Below are 16,251 nucleotides of genomic sequence, written 5' to 3'. Positions count from 1 at the left end.
ACCCATGTCCAGCTGTTGCAGCACCAGCGCCTCCACCCCCGGCGGACGCGAGAACCTTCTCGACGGCACCACGGGCGCCGACATGACCACCTGTCCGGTTATGAGCGGCAGCCCCGTCAACAAGGCCACCGCCGAGGCTGCCGGCCTGTTCCGCGACTACGACGGCGAACGGTACTACTTCTGCTGCGCCGGCTGCGGTCCCGCGTTCGACGCGGACCCGGCCAAGTACGCCGCCGCCATGGCGTGATTCCCCGTCCCGGGGTCCCCGACATCTGTGTCAAGGGACCTCGGGACATCGGACGCCGACTACCCCCAGGGCACCAAAACATCGCCCCTGTGAGGCACGAAGACCTGGTTCACTACCGCGAGTGGGGATTTTCCTACGGAAGGAACATCAATGGTCCCACCTGTTCTAATACCCATACGGGGTAAAGCTAAGTGACGTCTGCGACGCACACCGCGCCGGACCGACGGCGTCACCCGCTCTCGACGAACAACAGAAAGAACACCCGCTATGAGCCACGATCACGGCCACGACCACCAGCACGAGGCCCCCGCCGACGCTGAAGACGTCGTCGTCTGTCCAGTGATGCCCGGCAGCACCGTCAGCAAGAGCGTCGCGGAAGCACAGGGTCTGTACCGGGACTACGAGGGCGAGCGGTATTGGTTCTGCTGCCCCGCGTGCGGTCCGCTGTTCGACGCCGACCCCGAAAAGTACGTCAAGGCCGCCTGACCACGCCCGCCCGGGTGCCCCGTACGACGCAACCGTCCCGGGGCACCCCCATCATCTTTCAAAGGAACGACATGTCACCCCAGAAAATCCTCATCCTGGGTGCTGGCGCCGCCGGCACAGCCGCCGCCCGCATCCTCGGGGGCTCGGACGCGGTGACCGTCACTCTGATCGGCCGGACTGGGGAAACCCCGTACAACCGCACTCTCGTCAACAAGGGCGTCGCGATCGGCGTCCTCACCCTGGAACAGGCCAGCATCCCGGGTGTCAAGATCACTGCCGGCGACACCGCCCTGGAGGTGGACCCGGAGGCGAAGACCGTCCGATTCGCATCCGGTCGCGTCGAGCACTACGACGCGCTCGTCATCGCCACCGGCAGCGCACCACGCCACCTTCACGACACCATCCCGGGTGCCGCGGGGACGACCCTCGACCGCGTCCGCACCCTGCACTCGTTGGACGACGCGGTCGCCGTCCGAGACCTTCTCGCGAGCCTGGGACGACCCGCACGGGTCGTCATCTCCGGCGCCGGGCTCGTCGCGGCCGAGACAGCGACGCTGCTGCAGGAACGTGGCCACCACGTCACCCTCCTCGCCCGCGACAGCACCCCTGGAGTGAGCGTGTTCGGCGACGAACTCGCGCAACGCTTGAACGATGCACATCGCCAGCACCTGGACACCGCATTCGGACGCACCCTCGCGACCATCCGGGAAAGCGGCGACCGCCTCGAACTGACCCTCGATGACGGCACCGAGCTAACCGCCGACCTTCTCATCGTCGCCCACGGCACCAGTCCCACTGCCCCGTCACCCTGGGACGGGGCAGTGCTCGTCGACGCCAGCCAGCGCACCGCGGCGCCGAACGTCTACGCCGCTGGCGGGGTCGCCGTGCACGACGACCCCGCCCTTGGGGTGTGGCGGATCGACCACTGGGCGGACGCGGTCGCACAGGGCGAGCACGCCGCGCGCACCCTCCTCGCCGACTTTGGCAAGGGAGAGCAGCTCGGCAGCTACCAGCCCCGCGCCCCGTTCACCGCAACCGTCCACGGCGCAATGATCGCCGGAGCAGGACTGACCGGCAACCGCACCGCCACCCGCATCGACAGCTCTGATCCGCTGGTGGTCATCCACGAGCACAACATGGCCCCGGTCGGTGTCCTGGGCTTGGACGCTGCCCCCGCCGTGTTCGGGTGGATGCCCAGGCTGCACACTCCCGTCGCCCTCGACCGGGAGGCCCTCGCCTCCACCGGGACCGGCGCGGCACACTTGCACAATCGCCTAGCCACAGGGAAGTGAACTCATGACCGACCCGCACGCACATCACAACAACCACTCCGCCGCGAAAGCCGCCGCCACCGCCACCGGTGAACACACCCCCGAGCCGCCCACCCAGCACGACACCCACACCGGCCACGAGGTGCAGCCCAGCCATGGCGAGCACGCGGGGCGCGGCGCCCAGATGGATCACTCCGGGCACGGCAGCGGAGGGCACGGAGGACACGCCGGACACGGCGACCATGTCGGTCAGTTCCGGCGGCTGTTCTGGATCAACCTGATCATCGCCGTCCCGGTCGTGGCGTTCTCACCGATGTTCGGGATGATCCTCGGCTACGAGGTGCCCGGGTGGGCACTATGGATCGCCCCGGTCGGCGGCACCGTCATGTACGTGTGGGGTGGGTGGCCGTTCCTGACCGGCGCGGTCAGTGAACTGCGCTCCCGCAAGCCCGGCATGATGCTACTGATCGGTTTGGCGATCACGGTTGCGTTCTTCGCGTCCTGGGGTGCCACCCTCGGGCTGCTGCACCACGAGCTGGAGTTCTGGTGGGAGCTGGCGCTGCTGATCGTCATCATGCTGCTCGGTCACTGGATCGAGATGCGCTCCCTCGCGCAGACCAGCTCCGCGCTGGACACCTTGGCCGCGCTGCTCCCCGATGAAGCCGAGCGTGTCGAAGGCGATCAGATCGTGAAGGTCACGCCCGCAGAGCTGCAGGTGGGAGATGTCGTGGTGGTCCGCCCCGGGGGCAGCGTCCCCGCCGACGGGAGAATCGTCGACGGCCGCGCCGACATGGACGAGTCGATGGTCACCGGCGAGTCACGCCCTGTCGCGCGCGGCACCGGTGACCCGGTGACTGCCGGCACGGTCGCCACAGACTCCGGTCTGCGCGTGGAGGTCTCCGCCACCGGCGAGGAGACGACCCTCGCCGGTATCCAGCGGCTGGTCACCGAAGCGCAGAACTCCTCCTCCCGCGCTCAGCGGATCGCCGACCGCGCCGCAGCGCTGCTGTTCTGGTTCGCGCTCATCGCGGCCGCCATCACCGCGGTGGTCTGGACTCTCGTCGGAAACCCCGACGCCGCCGTCATCCGCACCATCACCGTCCTGGTGATCGCCTGCCCTCACGCGCTGGGCCTGGCGATCCCGCTGGTCGTCTCCATCGCCACCGAGCGCGCTGCCCGCGGCGGGGTACTGGTGAAGGACCGCCTCGCGCTGGAGAGCATGCGCACCGTTGACACCGTGCTGTTCGACAAAACCGGCACACTCACCAAGGGTGAGCCCACCGTGTCGGCCGTGGAGCCGGTCGGCGACCTGGACGCGGACATCGTCCTCGCCATCGCCGCAGCTGCTGAGGCGGACAGTGAACACCCTCTGGCCAAGGCGATCGTCCGCGCCGCCCAGGAGAGAGGCCTCGCCCTCCCCAAGGCGACCGGGTTCACCTCTTCGCCCGCTGTGGGCGTCACCGCCACCGTCGACGGCGCTGAGATCCGCGTCGGCGGTCCTCGCCTGCTGGAGGAGGTCGGAGCCACCGAGGTCGACCGGGCAGACGCGTGGCGCGGCGAAGGCGCGATCATCCTGCACGTCACACGCGACGGGAAGGTCATCGGGGGACTCAAGCTCGCCGATGAGATTCGCCCGGAGTCGCGCGAAGCGATTGAGGCGCTGCACGAGCTGGGCGTCCAGGTGGTCATGATCACCGGCGATGCCGAAGCGGTCGCCACCGCCGTCGGGACCGAACTGGGCATCGACCGGGTATTTGCTCACGTGCGCCCCGAGGACAAGTCCACCAAGGTCGCCGAGTTGCAGAAGGAAGGCCGCAAGGTTGCCATGGTCGGTGACGGCGTCAACGACGCCCCTGCCCTCGCCCAGGCCGACGTCGGCATCGCGATCGGGGCGGGCACGGATGTCGCGATCGCGTCCGCCGGGGTCATCTTGGCCAGTTCCGATCCGCGATCGGTGCTGTCGGTGATCCAACTCTCTCGCGCCGCGTACCGAAAGATGAAACAGAACCTGTGGTGGGCCGCGGGTTACAACCTGATCTCCGTGCCGCTCGCCGCCGGCGTGCTGGCTCCGGTCGGATTCGTCCTTCCCATGTCGGTCGGTGCGATCCTGATGTCACTGTCCACCGTCGTCGTCGCCCTGAACGCGCAGCTGCTGCGCAGGATCGACCTCGCACCCGAAGCCAGCACCCGCGCTGTGCTGCAGCGCTGAATCGAAGGAAGCAGCCTTGTCCACACCCACAGTCGAAACGACGCCCACCCCACACGGGTACATCACCGACAAACAGAAGTACCTCAACCGGCTCAAGCGCATCGAAGGTCAAGCGCGCGGAATCTCCAGGATGGTCGGTGAAGAGCAATACTGCATCGACATCCTCACCCAGATCAGCGCCCTGAACAGCGCTCTGCAGGCTGTCGCCATCGGGCTGCTCGACGATCACCTCAAGCACTGTGTGGTAGACGCAGCCCGGATGGACGGGAACCAGGCCGACCAGAAAATCAAAGAAGCCAGCGACGCCATCGCCCGCCTCGTCCGGTCCTAACACGGGGCAAATGGACTATCCAACTTGCTCTCCCGGAGCACGTTCCGCACCGGCTCGCCGACCATCTGGGCTCGATGACCCGCGAGTCCCCGGCTGATCAAACTCAAAATCGCCCTGGGTTCAACGGAGAACAAGTTCTCCCGCGCCGGCTAGTGCGGCAATTGCTTTCCCGGTAGGGCTCGTCCTTCGCGCTAGATGTAGCGTGTCCGATCGATGAGTGCAGCCGTTTCGGGTTGCACCAATGCACCCAGGACAACGGCGCGAGTTTGAGCTAGTCGGCGGTCCGGAGAGATCGTCGATGTTCACGCACTCAGTCGTGCAGAGCCCGATGACACTCTCCACCATGGCGTAGTCACATCTGTCGTTGAGCGAGCCCCTTTTTGCGATCACGCCGACATCAGCAGGCGTCTCGGCGTAGCGAATCGCCGGTGCATTGCCTGGGTTCAACCGATCGTCGCGACACCGCGTCCCTGAAGCGAGCGTAGCTGCTTCTCCGAACTGTGCCGTGGTGTGCCGGGGTGTCACTCCTCGATGGCACGGTCGAGAGCATTGGTGAGGTCGGCGAGGGAGTTCAGCTCGAGCCGTTCGCCGTCCAGGAAGAACGTCGGGGTTCCTTGTACGCCCATCGCTTGTCCCTCGGCGAAGTCTTCCTCGATCCGGGTCTTCGTGGCCGGGTCGGCGACGGTCTGGTCGTAGGCGGCCATATCCAGGCCGAGCTCCTCGGCGAAGCTGCGGAACAGGTCCGCTTTGGACACCTGCTGCTCACCCCACGAGGCCTGCGTCTGAAACATCTTGTTGTACATGTCTTCGGCGCGGTCCTGCTGCGCGGCGGCCTCGACGGCGAGGGCGGCGTTCATCGAGTTCAAGTGGCTGGGGATCGGGTAGTAGCGGAAGGCGTAATTGATCTGCCCGGCGTAGTCCTCGCGCAGCTGCTCGATCACCGGGTAGACCGCCCCGCACGCCTCGCACTCGAAGTCGAGGAACTCCACCAGCGTCGGTGCATCCGGTCCCACCTCATCGAACACGTGCGTGTTGGTCCGGGTGCCCGGCAATGCCCCCTCGGCGCCGGTCGGGTCGGGGGCCTGCGGGCGGGTGGCGATCGTGTAGACGATCGCGGCGATGACCAGCACGATCACGACCGCGATGGCGATGATGGTGGCCTTGACGGGGGTGGTCATGCCCTTCTTCTTGGACGGGGCGGCGGGTCGGGGTGTCGTACGGGTGCTCATGTAGGTGTCCTTCGGGCGGCTGGTCGGTGGGCGGGGGGTCAGGGTTCGTCGACGGCGTCTTTAACGAGCGTCGACAGGATCGACGCGGCTTGCAGCTGCCCGATGATGCGGGCGGCCACCCTCCCCTGCTTGTCGATGACGAGGGTCGTCGGGGTGCTTGGATCGGGGTGACGGCAGCGAACGCGAGCTTCACGGCCCCGTCGTTGACGTCGATGACGCTGGGGTAGGTGATGCCGTAGTGCTCCGCGAACGACAGCGCCGTCGCCGGCTGGTCGTACGTGTTGATCCCAAGAAACCCCACCCCACCAGTCTGGTGTTTCTGCCAGACCTCTTCCAACATCGGAGCTTCCACCCGGCACGGCCCGCACGCCGCGTACCAGAAGTTCACCACGTACACCCGTCCGGTGTAATCGTCGCTGCTGACCGGTTCGTCCCGTTCAGTGACACCGGCGAACGCAACCGGTTCACCACGCTCGGCGGCGGGGATCTCCTCGACCCGGAAGTCCCCGGAGGTGTACCCCTGACTGTTGCCGGCCTGGGCGGCGACGTCGTCGGAGGCGGCGCACCCGGTGGTGACTGTGATCAGTGTCGCCGTGAGGAGCGCGGTGATCCCGGCGCGCAGAAGGTGTCGGCGTCGGTCTCCCTTACGCATGAACTCGGGCGGGCTCGGGCGTCGGCGCGCTGGCGGGCATTCGCATCGCAGCGGGACGGCGGGCGGCGCTGACACCGTTGAGGATGACGACGACCTCCGCGATCTCGTGCACGAGCACCACCCCGGCGAGCCCCAGGATGCCGAACAGGGCGAGAGGGAATAGCACGACAATGATCGCCAGGGCGAGGCCGATGTTGATGGTCATGATCCGTCGTCCGCGGCGGGCGTGGGCGAGGGCGCCGGGAATCAGGCGTAAGTCGTTGCCAGTGAACGCGATGTCGGCGGATTCGATGGCCGCCGCAGAGCCCTTCACACCCATCGCAATGCCGACTGTCGCGGTGGCGAGCGCGGGGGCGTCGTTGATGCCGTCGCCGACCATCGCGGTGGGTCCCTCCGCGACCAACGCGGCGATCGCGTCGGCCTTGTCCTTCGGGAGCTGTTCGGCGCGCACGTCGGTGATCCCGGCCTGATTGGCGAGGGCGCGGGCGGTGCGCTCATTGTCTCCGGTGAGCATCACGGTGCGGATGCCCAACCGGGTCATCATCGCGATCGTCTCGACCGCTTCGGGGCGCAGCTCGTCTCGCACTCCGATCAGCCCGGCGATCTGCCCGTCGGCCTCCACGACCACGACGGTCATCCCGGCGCCCGCCATGCTGTCCGCGTCTTCCCGCAAGATCTGCGGGTCAAGCCACCGGGTATTGCCGACCCGAACGGTGACCGCACCCACGCGACCGGTGATGCCGTGACCGGCCTCCTCGGCGACATTCTGCGCAGCCGGGGCACCGGGCGACGCGGCGGTGATTGCTGCGGCGAGGGGGTGGGTGCTGGTCGCTTCCAACGCCGCGGCCAACGCGAGCACGTCCTTGTCGGTGCGGCCAGGGGCGGTAGCGACCTCGACCACCTGAGGTTCGTTGCGGGTGAGGGTGCCGGTCTTGTCCAGCGCGACGGTACGAATGGTGCCGAACTGCTCGAACGCCTCACCCGACTTGATGATCACCCCGAACTCGGAGGCGGCACCGATCGCGCTGATCACCGTCACCGGGACGGCGATCGCCAGTGCGCATGGGGATGCCGCGACGAGCACGACGAGGGCGCGTTCGATCCACAACTGAGAGTCGCCGACGATGAACCCGAACACGGCGACCAGGGCTGCCGCGAATAGGACGATGGGGACCAGGGGGCGGGCGATACGGTCGGCGAGGCGGGCGCGTTCGCCCTTAAGGGCGTGGGCCTGCTCGACGAGCTTGACGATCTGGGTCAGGGAGTTGTCCCGTCCGTCCGCGGTCGCCTCGATCCGCAGCGTCGCCGACCCGTTCACCGACCCCGCGGCCACTGCGTTGCCGGGACCGACCTCGACCGGGATGGATTCACCGGTGATCGCGGAGGTGTCCAGGCTGGAGCGGCCCTCGACGATCACGCCGTCGGTGGCGACGCGTTCGCCGGCGCCGACGACGAGGATGTCGAGCTCCTGCACCTCCGCCGCGGGAATCGTGACATCCCCGTTCAGCTGGGACACGCGCACGGTGTCGGGGATCAGGGACAGCAGGGCGCGCAAGCCCTCCTTGGCGCGGTCCATCGCCCGGTCCTCGAGCGCTTCGGCGAGGGAAAACAGGAACGCCAGCGTCGCAGCCTCCCCAACGTGACCGAGTGCGACGGCGCCGATCGCGGCGATCGTCATTAACAGGCCGACACCGAGGCGCCGGCGCAGCAGCCGACGGATCGCGCCAGGCACGAACGTGTACGCACCGGCCAACAGCGCGATCCACTGAAACACCAGCGCAGGGATCGGTAGCCCGACCCACTCGAAGACGTAGCCAACCAGCAACGTTACGCCCGCGATCGCCGAAGGCAGCAGGGCGGTGTCGCTCCACCACGGCGGCCGCACTTCGGCACCGTCGCCGTGGTCGTGCTCATCATCGTCGCCGTGCTCGTCGTGGTGTGTCTGCTCGCCGTCGTCGTGGTGGCGGCCCTTCGCGGGCGCGGCGGTGTCGTCGGGGCCGCAGCAGGCGTCGCCGGTCGTGAGCGGCTTGCTCAGCTGCAGCCGCCGCACCATCGTGGTGGCGGGCTTGCGGGGGTCGTCAGGGCCGCAGCATTCCTCGCTCATCGGCCGAACTCCAGGTTCGTCTCGTCCGCGGGGGTGCAGCACAGCGGCACGTCGCAGTTCTCGTTCGCGCACTCTTCGCCGTCATCGAAGGCGAGAACCGTGTCGACCAGGATGGTGATCGCGCGGGTGAGATGCGGGTCGGCGATCTCGTACCGGGTCAGCCGGCCTTCCGGGGTGGCGACGACAATGCCGCAGCCGCGCAGACACGCAAGGTGATTGGAGACGTTAGTGCGCGTCAGACCCAGCTTCTCGGACAGCCGGGCGGGGTACCCTGGCCCGGACAACAGCTCCAGCAGGATTCGAGATCGGGTCGGATCCGCCATCGCACGACCGAGACGATTCATCACGTCAACACGCGAAGCAATAGTCAGCACACAGTGACTATACATCGCTTACTGTATTATTGCCAGCAGCGTCCCGTTCACCGACGGCCCAGGCGCTATGGTGCCATGCCGAACCCCACCTCGCCGCCCGAAATCGTTCGGATTGCCGACCCGCGGCGTGAATCGTCCACTGAATGCCCGGTGGGGGTGGCGGCACTGACCAGAGTGCGCACCGCGCTGATCCTTCCCGCTGTCAATGATCGTTCAGTCCCCCGATTGCTGTTCCCGCAGTTCACCGCCATAATGACGCCCGCGACCACCCCGAGGCAGGAAACGCTCTATGACCGCATCGACTGTTCGCGAGCCCTACTTTGCCGGCTTTCTCACTGCCGTCGGCGTGATTGGCCTAAGCGCAGCCCTCGCCCTATCGATCGAGAAGCTCGAGAAGCTTCAGAACCCGGACGCCGCTGTCAGCTGCGACCTGTCCGTCCTCGTGCAGTGTTCGACAAACCTCGACAGCCCTCAAGGCGCCGTACTCGGATTCCCTAACCCCTACCTCGGGCTCATCGGCTACGCCCTCGTCCTTTGCGCCGGCGTCGCGTTATGGGCGGCACCACAGTTGGCGCGCTGGTTCTGGATCACCTTCAACATTGGCGTAGCTACCGCACTCGGGTTCGTCGTGTGGCTCATCAGCCAGAGCATCTACGTCCTCGGCGTCCTCTGCCCGTGGTGTCTCGTCGTGTGGGCCATCACGATTCCGCTGTGCCTTTTCACCACTGGCAGAAACGCCCGGCGCGGTGTGTTCGGGCAACGACTTGCGCCGGCCGGGCGGGCGGTGTGGCCGTGGCTGACGCTCGCTACCTTGGTGTGCTATCTGGTTATCATCGTGCTCGCACAACTCCGGCTGAACGTTCTCGCTTCCCTATTCTGAATCGATCGCGTCGAAGCATTGGAGACCGCACGGACGGCGCCTGCTTCCGACGATCACAGGCACGAGAAAACTACAATGACGAGGATTGTTTAGAGAGAGTGAACGTGTCGCGTGCCGTTCGAGATCAGTAAGCGCCACTAGGCCGTGTTGATCAAGAGGTTTCGCTCCTCGTGGGGTGAGTCTTGAACGGTGGCGCGACAGGAGATCTCTGACGAGGTGTGGTCGGTGATGGAGCCGTTGATGCCGACGGTGACGGGCCGCTCGAGGCCGTGGACGGATCACCGGCTCGCGACCGAGGGGATGGCGTGGAAGTACCGGACCGGTGCGCCGTGGCGGGATGTGCCGGAGCGGTTCGGGAAGTGGAACTCGATCTACAAGCGGTTCAACCGGTGGGCCGAGGACGGCACGTGGGAGAGGCTGCTCGCCGAGGTGCAGAAGCAGGCCGACGCGGCCGGGAAGATCGATTGGGTGGTCTCGATCGACTCGACGATCGCTCGTGTGCATTAGCACGGCGCGACCCTCGCCCGGGACACAGGGGGCTCTGCCGAATCACAAGAATCCGTGGTTCGAGCCGCCTGATCACGGGATCGGCCGCTCCCGCGGCGGGCTGACGACCAAATTGCATCTGGTCTGTGACGGCCGCGGCCGGCCGTTGGGAATGATGATCACCGGTGGAAACATCAACGACACCACGATGATGACCGCCGTGCTCAAGGACATCCGCGTGCCGCGCGCAGGGAAGGGCCGACCCCGCACCCGCCCCGACCGGGTGCTCGCCGACAAGGGCTACCCGTCCAAGGCGAACCGGGCATGGTTACGCGACCGCGGGATCGCGGCGACGATCCCGGAGCGCGACGACCAGATCGCGTACCGCCGGAAGAAGCCGGGCCGGCCGATCGACTTCGGCGACCAGCAGCAGGAACGCTACAAGGGCCGCAACGTCGTCGAACGCTGCTTCAACAAGCTCAAGCAATGGCGCGGCATCGCGATGCGCTCCGACAAGCTGCTCCGCAGCTACCGGGCCGCAGTCAGCCTCGCCGCCACACTGATCTGGACCAAAACAGACTTGATCAACACGGCCTAGCAGCGACAGCGCTGTGCTGATGAACACAAGCGGCGCCACGTCGCCACCTCCCCTCTTCTTGGCTCGCGACGTTCTCGTCGTACTCAACCACTGCGGTCGATGCCGGAAGACCTGTCCAAGAAACGCTCGGATTGAAGCGCGGCGAACAGAGTGGCAGAGTCAACGTCGTCCGCGAACAGATGCGTTGCAAAGAGCACGGCTCACCGCCCATCAGCTGGATGGACCTCATCGGGAGCGCACCTCTGCACCGCCGCCCTCCTGAATTGATCACGCCACTCTTGTTGGCCGCTGGCGAAGCTAAGCGTGGGTGACGGAGGTCGACTCCTCCTCCTGTATGTGAGCCGTTTCAATTTGGAAGGTGGAATGGAGAACAGAGATCTCGAAGTGATGAGCGACGCATTCCTTCACCTCTTCCAGCACGCTGGCAGCGTGACCGTCCGAGAAGCACCCGTCTTCAACCACCACGTGAGCGCTGATTGTGGGCAACCCAGTAGCGACGACCGAAGCGTGAAGATCATGGACGTCTTTGACATGGTCGAGATTGAGAATGTGCGCACGAACTTGGTCGAGATCCAGGCCCGGAGGCGTGAACTCCATCAGGACGCTGGTGGTGTCACGCAGGAGCCTAAATGCGCGCGGCACGATGAGTGCGGCGATCAGCAAGCCGGCGATCGCGTCAGCCTGCATGAAGCCTGTGGTCGCGATCACGATCGCTGCCGCGATAACTCCAAGCGATCCAAGTGCATCGTTGAGGACTTCAAGGAACGCGGCGCGCATGTTGAAGTTCGCTCTGCGGGTTGAGGACAGGAGGACGATCGCGACGATGTTGGCTGTGAGACCGATGATGCCAAATACCAGCAGCTCGATTCCAGGAACCTCAGGCGGTTCAAATAAGCGGCGTACGCCCTCGATCGCGGTGTAGGCACCGACGACCAGGAGCAAGGTCGCCTGCCCCATCGCCGCGATTACTTCGATGCGTCGAAAACCCCAGGTGCGTTTCGCGTTGGCCGGGCGCAACATGAGAGTCGCAGCAATCAGGGCAACGAGAAGACCAGAAGCGTCCGCAATCGCGTGCGCGGTGTCGGTGAGCAGGGCGAGGCTCCCGGTGACGACCGATCCGATCGCTTGTGCCGCCACGATGGTTGCGGTGAGGCTGAAAGCGATCCAGAGCCTCCTACGGTGATCGCCCGCGTGGCCAGCCGCGCCGGAACCGTGACTGTGCCCTGCGCCCATCAGCGAATCTCCGTTCTCTCGTCGCCAGCAGTATGGGGGTGACTCAGGTGCGTGTGCAGCTGAGCGTGAGTCCCGGTGGCGCGAAGGAGCGATTGAGCCGCGTTGATGAGGGCGGCGGTCGAAGCTGGCTCGGTCAGTGCGTACCACGACGAGCGGCCCTCCGGGCGGACAGCGACGAGGCGACACTCGAGCAAGAAGCTCAGGTGCCTACTCACCGTGGACTGTGCGAGACCGATGTGCTCAACCAGATCCCGTACTCGATGCTCGCCGGAGGCGAGGTGCTGCAAGACGGCCAATCGAGTCGGGTCTCCGAGCGCGTCGAACAGATGCGCATACACTTCGGTAGCGTCGATATCAAGTGTGGGTAACAGCCGGCTTTTGATCGTCATAAAGCGATGATATCGCTCTTTGCGGTCCAATACACCGACGCGATGAGGCTCGGCCAAGCTCGATGTCTGTCACGGCACGGCGCCGAGGCCCGACCCATGCTGACCCGCATCGCCCTCGGCGAGCTGCTACGGCGGACAGTCTGCGCCTGTTCGACTTGGAGGAGGGCTGGTCCTTGTTTTCGGTGTACCGAAAAATTAGCCTTGCGAGGTGCCGCAATCGTTCTCGCCCGAATCTTCGCGTTTCCGAGCAGCGCGCCGCGTAACGACCACACGTGTGGCGTGGCTGGTCGGGCCCGCGATTGTCGCTGGCGTGGCGTACCTCGACCCGGGCAACGTGGCGAGCAACATGACGGCGGGCGCACGGTACGGCTATCTGCTGGTGTGGGTCGTCGTGCTCGCCAACGTCATGGCATGGCTCATCCAGTACCTTTCGGCGAAGCTTGGCGTCGTCACCGGGCGGAGCCTCCCCGAAACTATCGGGCGCCGCATCCGGAATCCATGGGTGCGCCGTGCGTACTGGTTGCAGGCTGAGCTCGTCGCGATGGCGACCGACATCGCCGAGGTCATCGGTGGGGCGGTTGCGCTTTACCTACTGTTCGGCGTTCCGCTCTTTTGGGGTGGACTTATCACCGGAGCCGTCTCGCTCGCTCTCCTCCTCGTGCAATCGCGCGGCGGCGCAAAGCCGTTCGAGTTCGTCGTGATCAGCCTCGTGATCGTCATCGCAATCGGCTTCACCTATGGGGTTCTCGTCGGACCGCCTGACCCGGCGCGCATCGTGGCCGGATTCCTTCCGCGTTTTGACGGCACCGACTCCGTACTCCTGGCTGCGTCGATCCTCGGCGCGACGATCATGCCGCACGCGATCTATGCGCACAGCGCCCTCGCGCGCGATCGATTCGCGCCACCTGTGTCGACAGACGTGGATCCGACAAGCGCCGTACCCCGAGGCGCCGCGCTCGATGATGTTCGCGGGATCTCGACGTCTCGCCTGCTGCGCGCGACCCGCTGGGACGTCACGATCGCGATGCTGATCGCCGGCACCGTCAACCTGTGCATCCTGCTACTGGCCGCGGCCAATCTCGCCGGAGTGCCCGGCACAGACACCCTCGAGGGTGCGTACGCGGCTCTCCATGACGGAATCGGCCCCGTTGTCGCGACCCTCTTCGCAATCGGACTACTCGCCAGCGGGCTGGCAAGCACGTCCGTCGGCGCGTATGCGGGCGCGGAGATCATGCGGGGCTTGTTGCACATCCGGGTGCCGTTGCTCACGCGCCGGCTGGTAACGCTCGTGCCCGCACTTGTTCTGCTCGCGCTGGGCGTCGATCCTACTCTCGCGCTCGTACTGAGCCAGGTGGTGCTGTCCTTCGGCATCCCGTTTGCGCTTGTGCCGTTGATCGCAGTCACAGCGAAGACTGAGGTGCTTGGCCCTTTTCGCAACCATGCAGCGACCACGATAGCGGGAATCGCCGCATCCGTCTTCCTCATCACCCTCAACGGTGTCCTGCTATGGCTCGTGCTCACCGGGGCGTGAAGCCGACGATCGTTTGACCTGTCTCACGCTGACGACGGTGACTGTACGCGCCGAGGTTTCACGCTGCGATTGATGCGGCTACGCCGTAATGTGCGCGCTGCCTGGGTCATTGCCAGTCCAAAAGTCGGATCCGTCGTCGGCCATGATCATGATCGGTGTAGTGTCATTTCCGGCGCCGTGTGTCGCGCTCGGCGAGCGCCACGAGATGGGCGTTGTAAGCCTCGAGCTCGGCGTCGTCGGTGCGATCGGCGTGGCGGTCGCTGCGCTTCTGGTCGCGGGCGTCGCTGCGGCTCCATTGGGTCGCCACGGTGATCGCGAGGATGAGCGTCGGGATCTCGCCGATCGACCACGCCAGGCCGCCGCCGATGTACTGATCCTCGAGCGGTGTCGGCCCCCAGGTGCGGCCCATCGACCCGAACCACTCCGCGACCATGAGCCCCGTCTGCATCATCATGGCGACGCCGAAGAACGCGTGCATCGCCATGACGCCGATGAGGAGCAGCAGGCGTCCGGGATACGGCAAGCGCCACGGCACCGGGTCGATGCCGATGAGGGTGAGGGCGAAGAGGTAGCCGGTGATGAGGAAGTGGGCGACCATCCACTCGTGGCCGAGGTGGTCGTACAGCGTCCAGCGGAAGAGGTCGGTGTAGTAGAACACCCAGAGTGACCCGATGAACAGTCCCGCGGCGACGAAGGGGTTCGTCAGCACGCGGGCGACGGGAGTGTGCACGGCCCAGAGGATCCACTCGCGGCCGCCGCGGGTGCCGTCCTCGCGCTTTCGGATCGCGCGCGCGGCGAGGGTCACCGGAGACCCCGCGACGAGGAGAGCGGGGATTGCCATCGACAGCAGCATGTGCCCGAGCATGTGCACGCTGAAGAGGTAGTCCTGGTAGACGTTGATTACTCCGCCGGTGACCCACACCAGCAGCACCATGCCAGTGACCCACATGATCGTGCGGTGTAACGGCCATGCGTCGCCGCGGCGGCGCAGCCGCCATACCCCGGCAAGGTAGAAGAAGATCGCAAACCCGGCGATCACCGCCCACAGCAGATCGATGTTCCATGCGGTGACCCACCGTTCGATCGTGAGCTCGGCGGGCAGCGGTGCGCCGGTGAGGCGTTCCGCTGGCGTCGGGGTCGCAGGAAGCGGGGCCGGGTTCGGGGGAGGGGTGCGGGCTAGCGCTGCAGCGGCACCGCTGGCGACGCCCATCAACGCTAACTCGAACACGATCAAGATCCAGAAGGGGCGGGATGCCCTTTCAGAGCCGCGCATCTTGCCGATCAGCCGCATGCGATACCACGCGCCGAAGAGCCCGAGACCGACCAGCGTTGTGGCCTTCACGGCCAAGATTGCGCCGTAAGGGGAGAGCAGGTCCGACCACTGCTGCAGGCCGATAGCCGCGCGCACCGTGCCGGACACGGCGACGAGCACGAACGCGGCGAAGGCGATGCTTGAGTAGCGGGCGACGACATCGGCGATGCGCTGCCGCTGGAGGACCGGACGGATGACGACGAGCAAGAGGAGACCGCCGAGCCACACCGCGGCGCCGATGATGTGCAGGATGAGCGCCATCATCGCCTCGTGGTGAAGGGCGTCATCACCGGAGTGCCCTTGCGTGCCCATCGGCACGAGCGAGGAGACCGCCAGCAGGGCGACCAGAAGCGTTCCAACCCAGGACCGCACCGCGAATGTCAGAACGGTGAGTGCTGCGCCCGCGACCGTTGTGATCAGCCACGTCCGGCCCACCTCGAGTTCGACGAGAAACCGTCCGAGCTGGGCACCGAACTGCGGTCCGACGTCGATCGCGGGGTTGAAGACGCTGAGAAACGTGAGGAACCCGGTCGTACCGGCCGCCACGGTGAACACGGCGGCGGAGATCGAGGCGGTATCGAGGGCAATATCGAACTCGCGCTCACCCGTCCGCAACGTGAACAACGCCGTCACGAGCACACCGACCATTCCCGCCGCGGCGAGGTTCACGATCAGCTTCGCGGCCGGAAGCCCCCAGCGTACGACCGGGCCGGCATCACCGAGGGGGAGCTGTGCAGCGCCGCCACCGAATGCCAGTGCGCCGACCAGCACAGCGAGTGCCACCCCAACGAGGATCGTCGGCCCGAGTACCCGCAACGTGCGGTAATTGATCTCTCTGCTGCGCGACATCATTCGTGCACGGTGTGAATCGGGTTGCTCGCCGCGCGCTCGCCCGCGAGACGTTTTCTGGGCGTTGGGG

General features: G+C 66.2%; 14 protein-coding genes and 1 pseudogene. 8 read left to right on the top strand and 7 right to left on the bottom strand.

Translation table 11 applies throughout. From position 1 onward, the window contains the following. The first annotated feature begins 4 nt into the window (after positions 1-4). The 5 genes from V6S02_RS04750 (at position 5) to V6S02_RS04730 (ending at position 4,544) form a co-directional block, all read left to right on the top strand. Positions 5-247, top strand: coding sequence for a YHS domain-containing protein (locus tag V6S02_RS04750; RefSeq protein WP_336400051.1), 243 nt, complete (start codon positions 5-7; stop codon positions 245-247). A gap of 267 nt (positions 248-514) precedes the next feature. Next, on the top strand, positions 515-733 hold the full coding sequence (locus V6S02_RS04745) for a YHS domain-containing protein (protein WP_336400050.1): 219 nt from the start codon (positions 515-517) through the stop codon (positions 731-733). A gap of 71 nt (positions 734-804) precedes the next feature. Beyond that, on the top strand, positions 805-2,025 hold the full coding sequence (locus tag V6S02_RS04740) for an NAD(P)/FAD-dependent oxidoreductase (protein ID WP_336400049.1): 1,221 nt from the start codon (positions 805-807) through the stop codon (positions 2,023-2,025). A 4-nt stretch (positions 2,026-2,029) separates the two neighbouring features. Further along, positions 2,030-4,213 (top strand): heavy metal translocating P-type ATPase, encoded by a 2,184-nt coding sequence (locus V6S02_RS04735; RefSeq protein WP_336400048.1) that lies wholly within the window; start codon positions 2,030-2,032, stop codon positions 4,211-4,213. A gap of 16 nt (positions 4,214-4,229) precedes the next feature. Next, the gene (locus V6S02_RS04730) at positions 4,230-4,544 is read left to right on the top strand and encodes a metal-sensitive transcriptional regulator (protein ID WP_336400047.1); all 315 of its coding nucleotides are present in this window, start codon (positions 4,230-4,232) and stop codon (positions 4,542-4,544) included. Between the two features lie 521 nt (positions 4,545-5,065). Here the strand turns inward: V6S02_RS04730 and V6S02_RS04725 are convergent. The 4 genes from V6S02_RS04725 to cmtR are packed head-to-tail and all read right to left on the bottom strand — an operon-like array spanning position 5,066 to position 8,903. Continuing rightward, a complete protein-coding gene (locus V6S02_RS04725) occupies positions 5,066-5,674 on the bottom strand; it encodes a DsbA family protein (RefSeq protein ID WP_336400780.1) in 609 nt (202 codons plus the stop codon). After that, entirely contained in the window at positions 5,559-6,425 is an 867-nt protein-coding gene (locus tag V6S02_RS04720) for a TlpA disulfide reductase family protein (RefSeq protein ID WP_336400046.1), read from the bottom strand. Before V6S02_RS04720 ends, V6S02_RS04725 begins: the two co-directional genes overlap by 116 nt. Beyond that, positions 6,418-8,529 carry a heavy metal translocating P-type ATPase gene (locus V6S02_RS04715; protein ID WP_336400045.1) on the bottom strand — a complete coding sequence of 704 codons (2,112 nt, stop codon included), beginning with the start codon at positions 8,527-8,529 and terminating at the stop codon, positions 6,418-6,420. Before V6S02_RS04715 ends, V6S02_RS04720 begins: the two co-directional genes overlap by 8 nt. After that, positions 8,526-8,903, bottom strand: a complete 378-nt coding sequence (gene cmtR / locus V6S02_RS04710) for a Cd(II)/Pb(II)-sensing metalloregulatory transcriptional regulator CmtR (protein WP_336400044.1) — start codon at positions 8,901-8,903, stop codon at positions 8,526-8,528. The genes V6S02_RS04715 and cmtR overlap by 4 nt, the downstream gene beginning before the upstream one ends. 289 nt (positions 8,904-9,192) lie before the next feature. On the opposite strand from cmtR, the gene V6S02_RS04705 reads away from it, so the two are divergent. Together V6S02_RS04705 and V6S02_RS04700 are read left to right on the top strand one after the other, a co-directional pair. Next, entirely contained in the window at positions 9,193-9,783 is a 591-nt protein-coding gene (locus tag V6S02_RS04705) for a vitamin K epoxide reductase family protein (RefSeq protein ID WP_336400043.1), read from the top strand. Between the two features lie 228 nt (positions 9,784-10,011). Then, positions 10,012-10,867 (top strand): annotated as a pseudogene (locus tag V6S02_RS04700) (IS5 family transposase). 297 nt (positions 10,868-11,164) lie between these two features. Here the strand turns inward: V6S02_RS04700 and V6S02_RS04695 are convergent. Together V6S02_RS04695 and V6S02_RS04690 are read right to left on the bottom strand one after the other, a co-directional pair. Next, positions 11,165-12,100 (bottom strand): cation diffusion facilitator family transporter, encoded by a 936-nt coding sequence (locus V6S02_RS04695; RefSeq protein WP_336400042.1) that lies wholly within the window; start codon positions 12,098-12,100, stop codon positions 11,165-11,167. Next, complete coding sequence (locus V6S02_RS04690) at positions 12,100-12,489, bottom strand: ArsR/SmtB family transcription factor (RefSeq protein ID WP_336400041.1); 390 nt, start codon at positions 12,487-12,489, stop codon at positions 12,100-12,102. The genes V6S02_RS04695 and V6S02_RS04690 overlap by 1 nt, the downstream gene beginning before the upstream one ends. Before the next feature lie 208 nt (positions 12,490-12,697). Between V6S02_RS04690 and V6S02_RS04685 the strand changes: the two genes are divergently transcribed. Beyond that, positions 12,698-14,020, top strand: coding sequence for an Nramp family divalent metal transporter (locus V6S02_RS04685; RefSeq protein WP_442927895.1), 1,323 nt, complete (start codon positions 12,698-12,700; stop codon positions 14,018-14,020). 163 nt (positions 14,021-14,183) lie between these two features. Here V6S02_RS04685 and V6S02_RS04680 read toward each other — a convergent pair whose 3' ends face one another. Then, the gene (locus tag V6S02_RS04680; protein ID WP_442927894.1) at positions 14,184-16,184 is read right to left on the bottom strand and encodes a cytochrome c oxidase assembly protein; all 2,001 of its coding nucleotides are present in this window, start codon (positions 16,182-16,184) and stop codon (positions 14,184-14,186) included. Positions 16,185-16,251 lie beyond the last annotated feature (67 nt).

Origin of the sequence: Microbacterium sp. CCNWLW134 (assembly GCF_037083565.1) — a bacterium.
Classification (GTDB): Bacteria; Actinomycetota; Actinomycetes; order Actinomycetales; family Microbacteriaceae; genus Microbacterium.
The sequence above is the reverse complement of the archived record's forward strand: the minus strand, read 5'-3'. Positions and strand labels throughout refer to the sequence as shown.

Coding starts and splice junctions, on each gene's coding strand:
- V6S02_RS04750 (WP_336400051.1), top strand. CDS start 5: ATGTCCAGCTGTTGCAGCACCAGCGCCTCCACCCCCGGCGGACGCGAG.
- V6S02_RS04745 (WP_336400050.1), top strand. CDS start 515: ATGAGCCACGATCACGGCCACGACCACCAGCACGAGGCCCCCGCCGAC.
- V6S02_RS04740 (WP_336400049.1), top strand. CDS start 805: ATGTCACCCCAGAAAATCCTCATCCTGGGTGCTGGCGCCGCCGGCACA.
- V6S02_RS04735 (WP_336400048.1), top strand. CDS start 2,030: ATGACCGACCCGCACGCACATCACAACAACCACTCCGCCGCGAAAGCC.
- V6S02_RS04720 (WP_336400046.1), bottom strand. CDS start 6,425: ATGCGTAAGGGAGACCGACGCCGACACCTTCTGCGCGCCGGGATCACC.
- V6S02_RS04715 (WP_336400045.1), bottom strand. CDS start 8,529: ATGAGCGAGGAATGCTGCGGCCCTGACGACCCCCGCAAGCCCGCCACC.
- V6S02_RS04705 (WP_336400043.1), top strand. CDS start 9,193: ATGACCGCATCGACTGTTCGCGAGCCCTACTTTGCCGGCTTTCTCACT.
- V6S02_RS04695 (WP_336400042.1), bottom strand. CDS start 12,100: ATGGGCGCAGGGCACAGTCACGGTTCCGGCGCGGCTGGCCACGCGGGC.
- V6S02_RS04690 (WP_336400041.1), bottom strand. CDS start 12,489: ATGACGATCAAAAGCCGGCTGTTACCCACACTTGATATCGACGCTACC.
- V6S02_RS04680 (WP_442927894.1), bottom strand. CDS start 16,184: ATGATGTCGCGCAGCAGAGAGATCAATTACCGCACGTTGCGGGTACTC.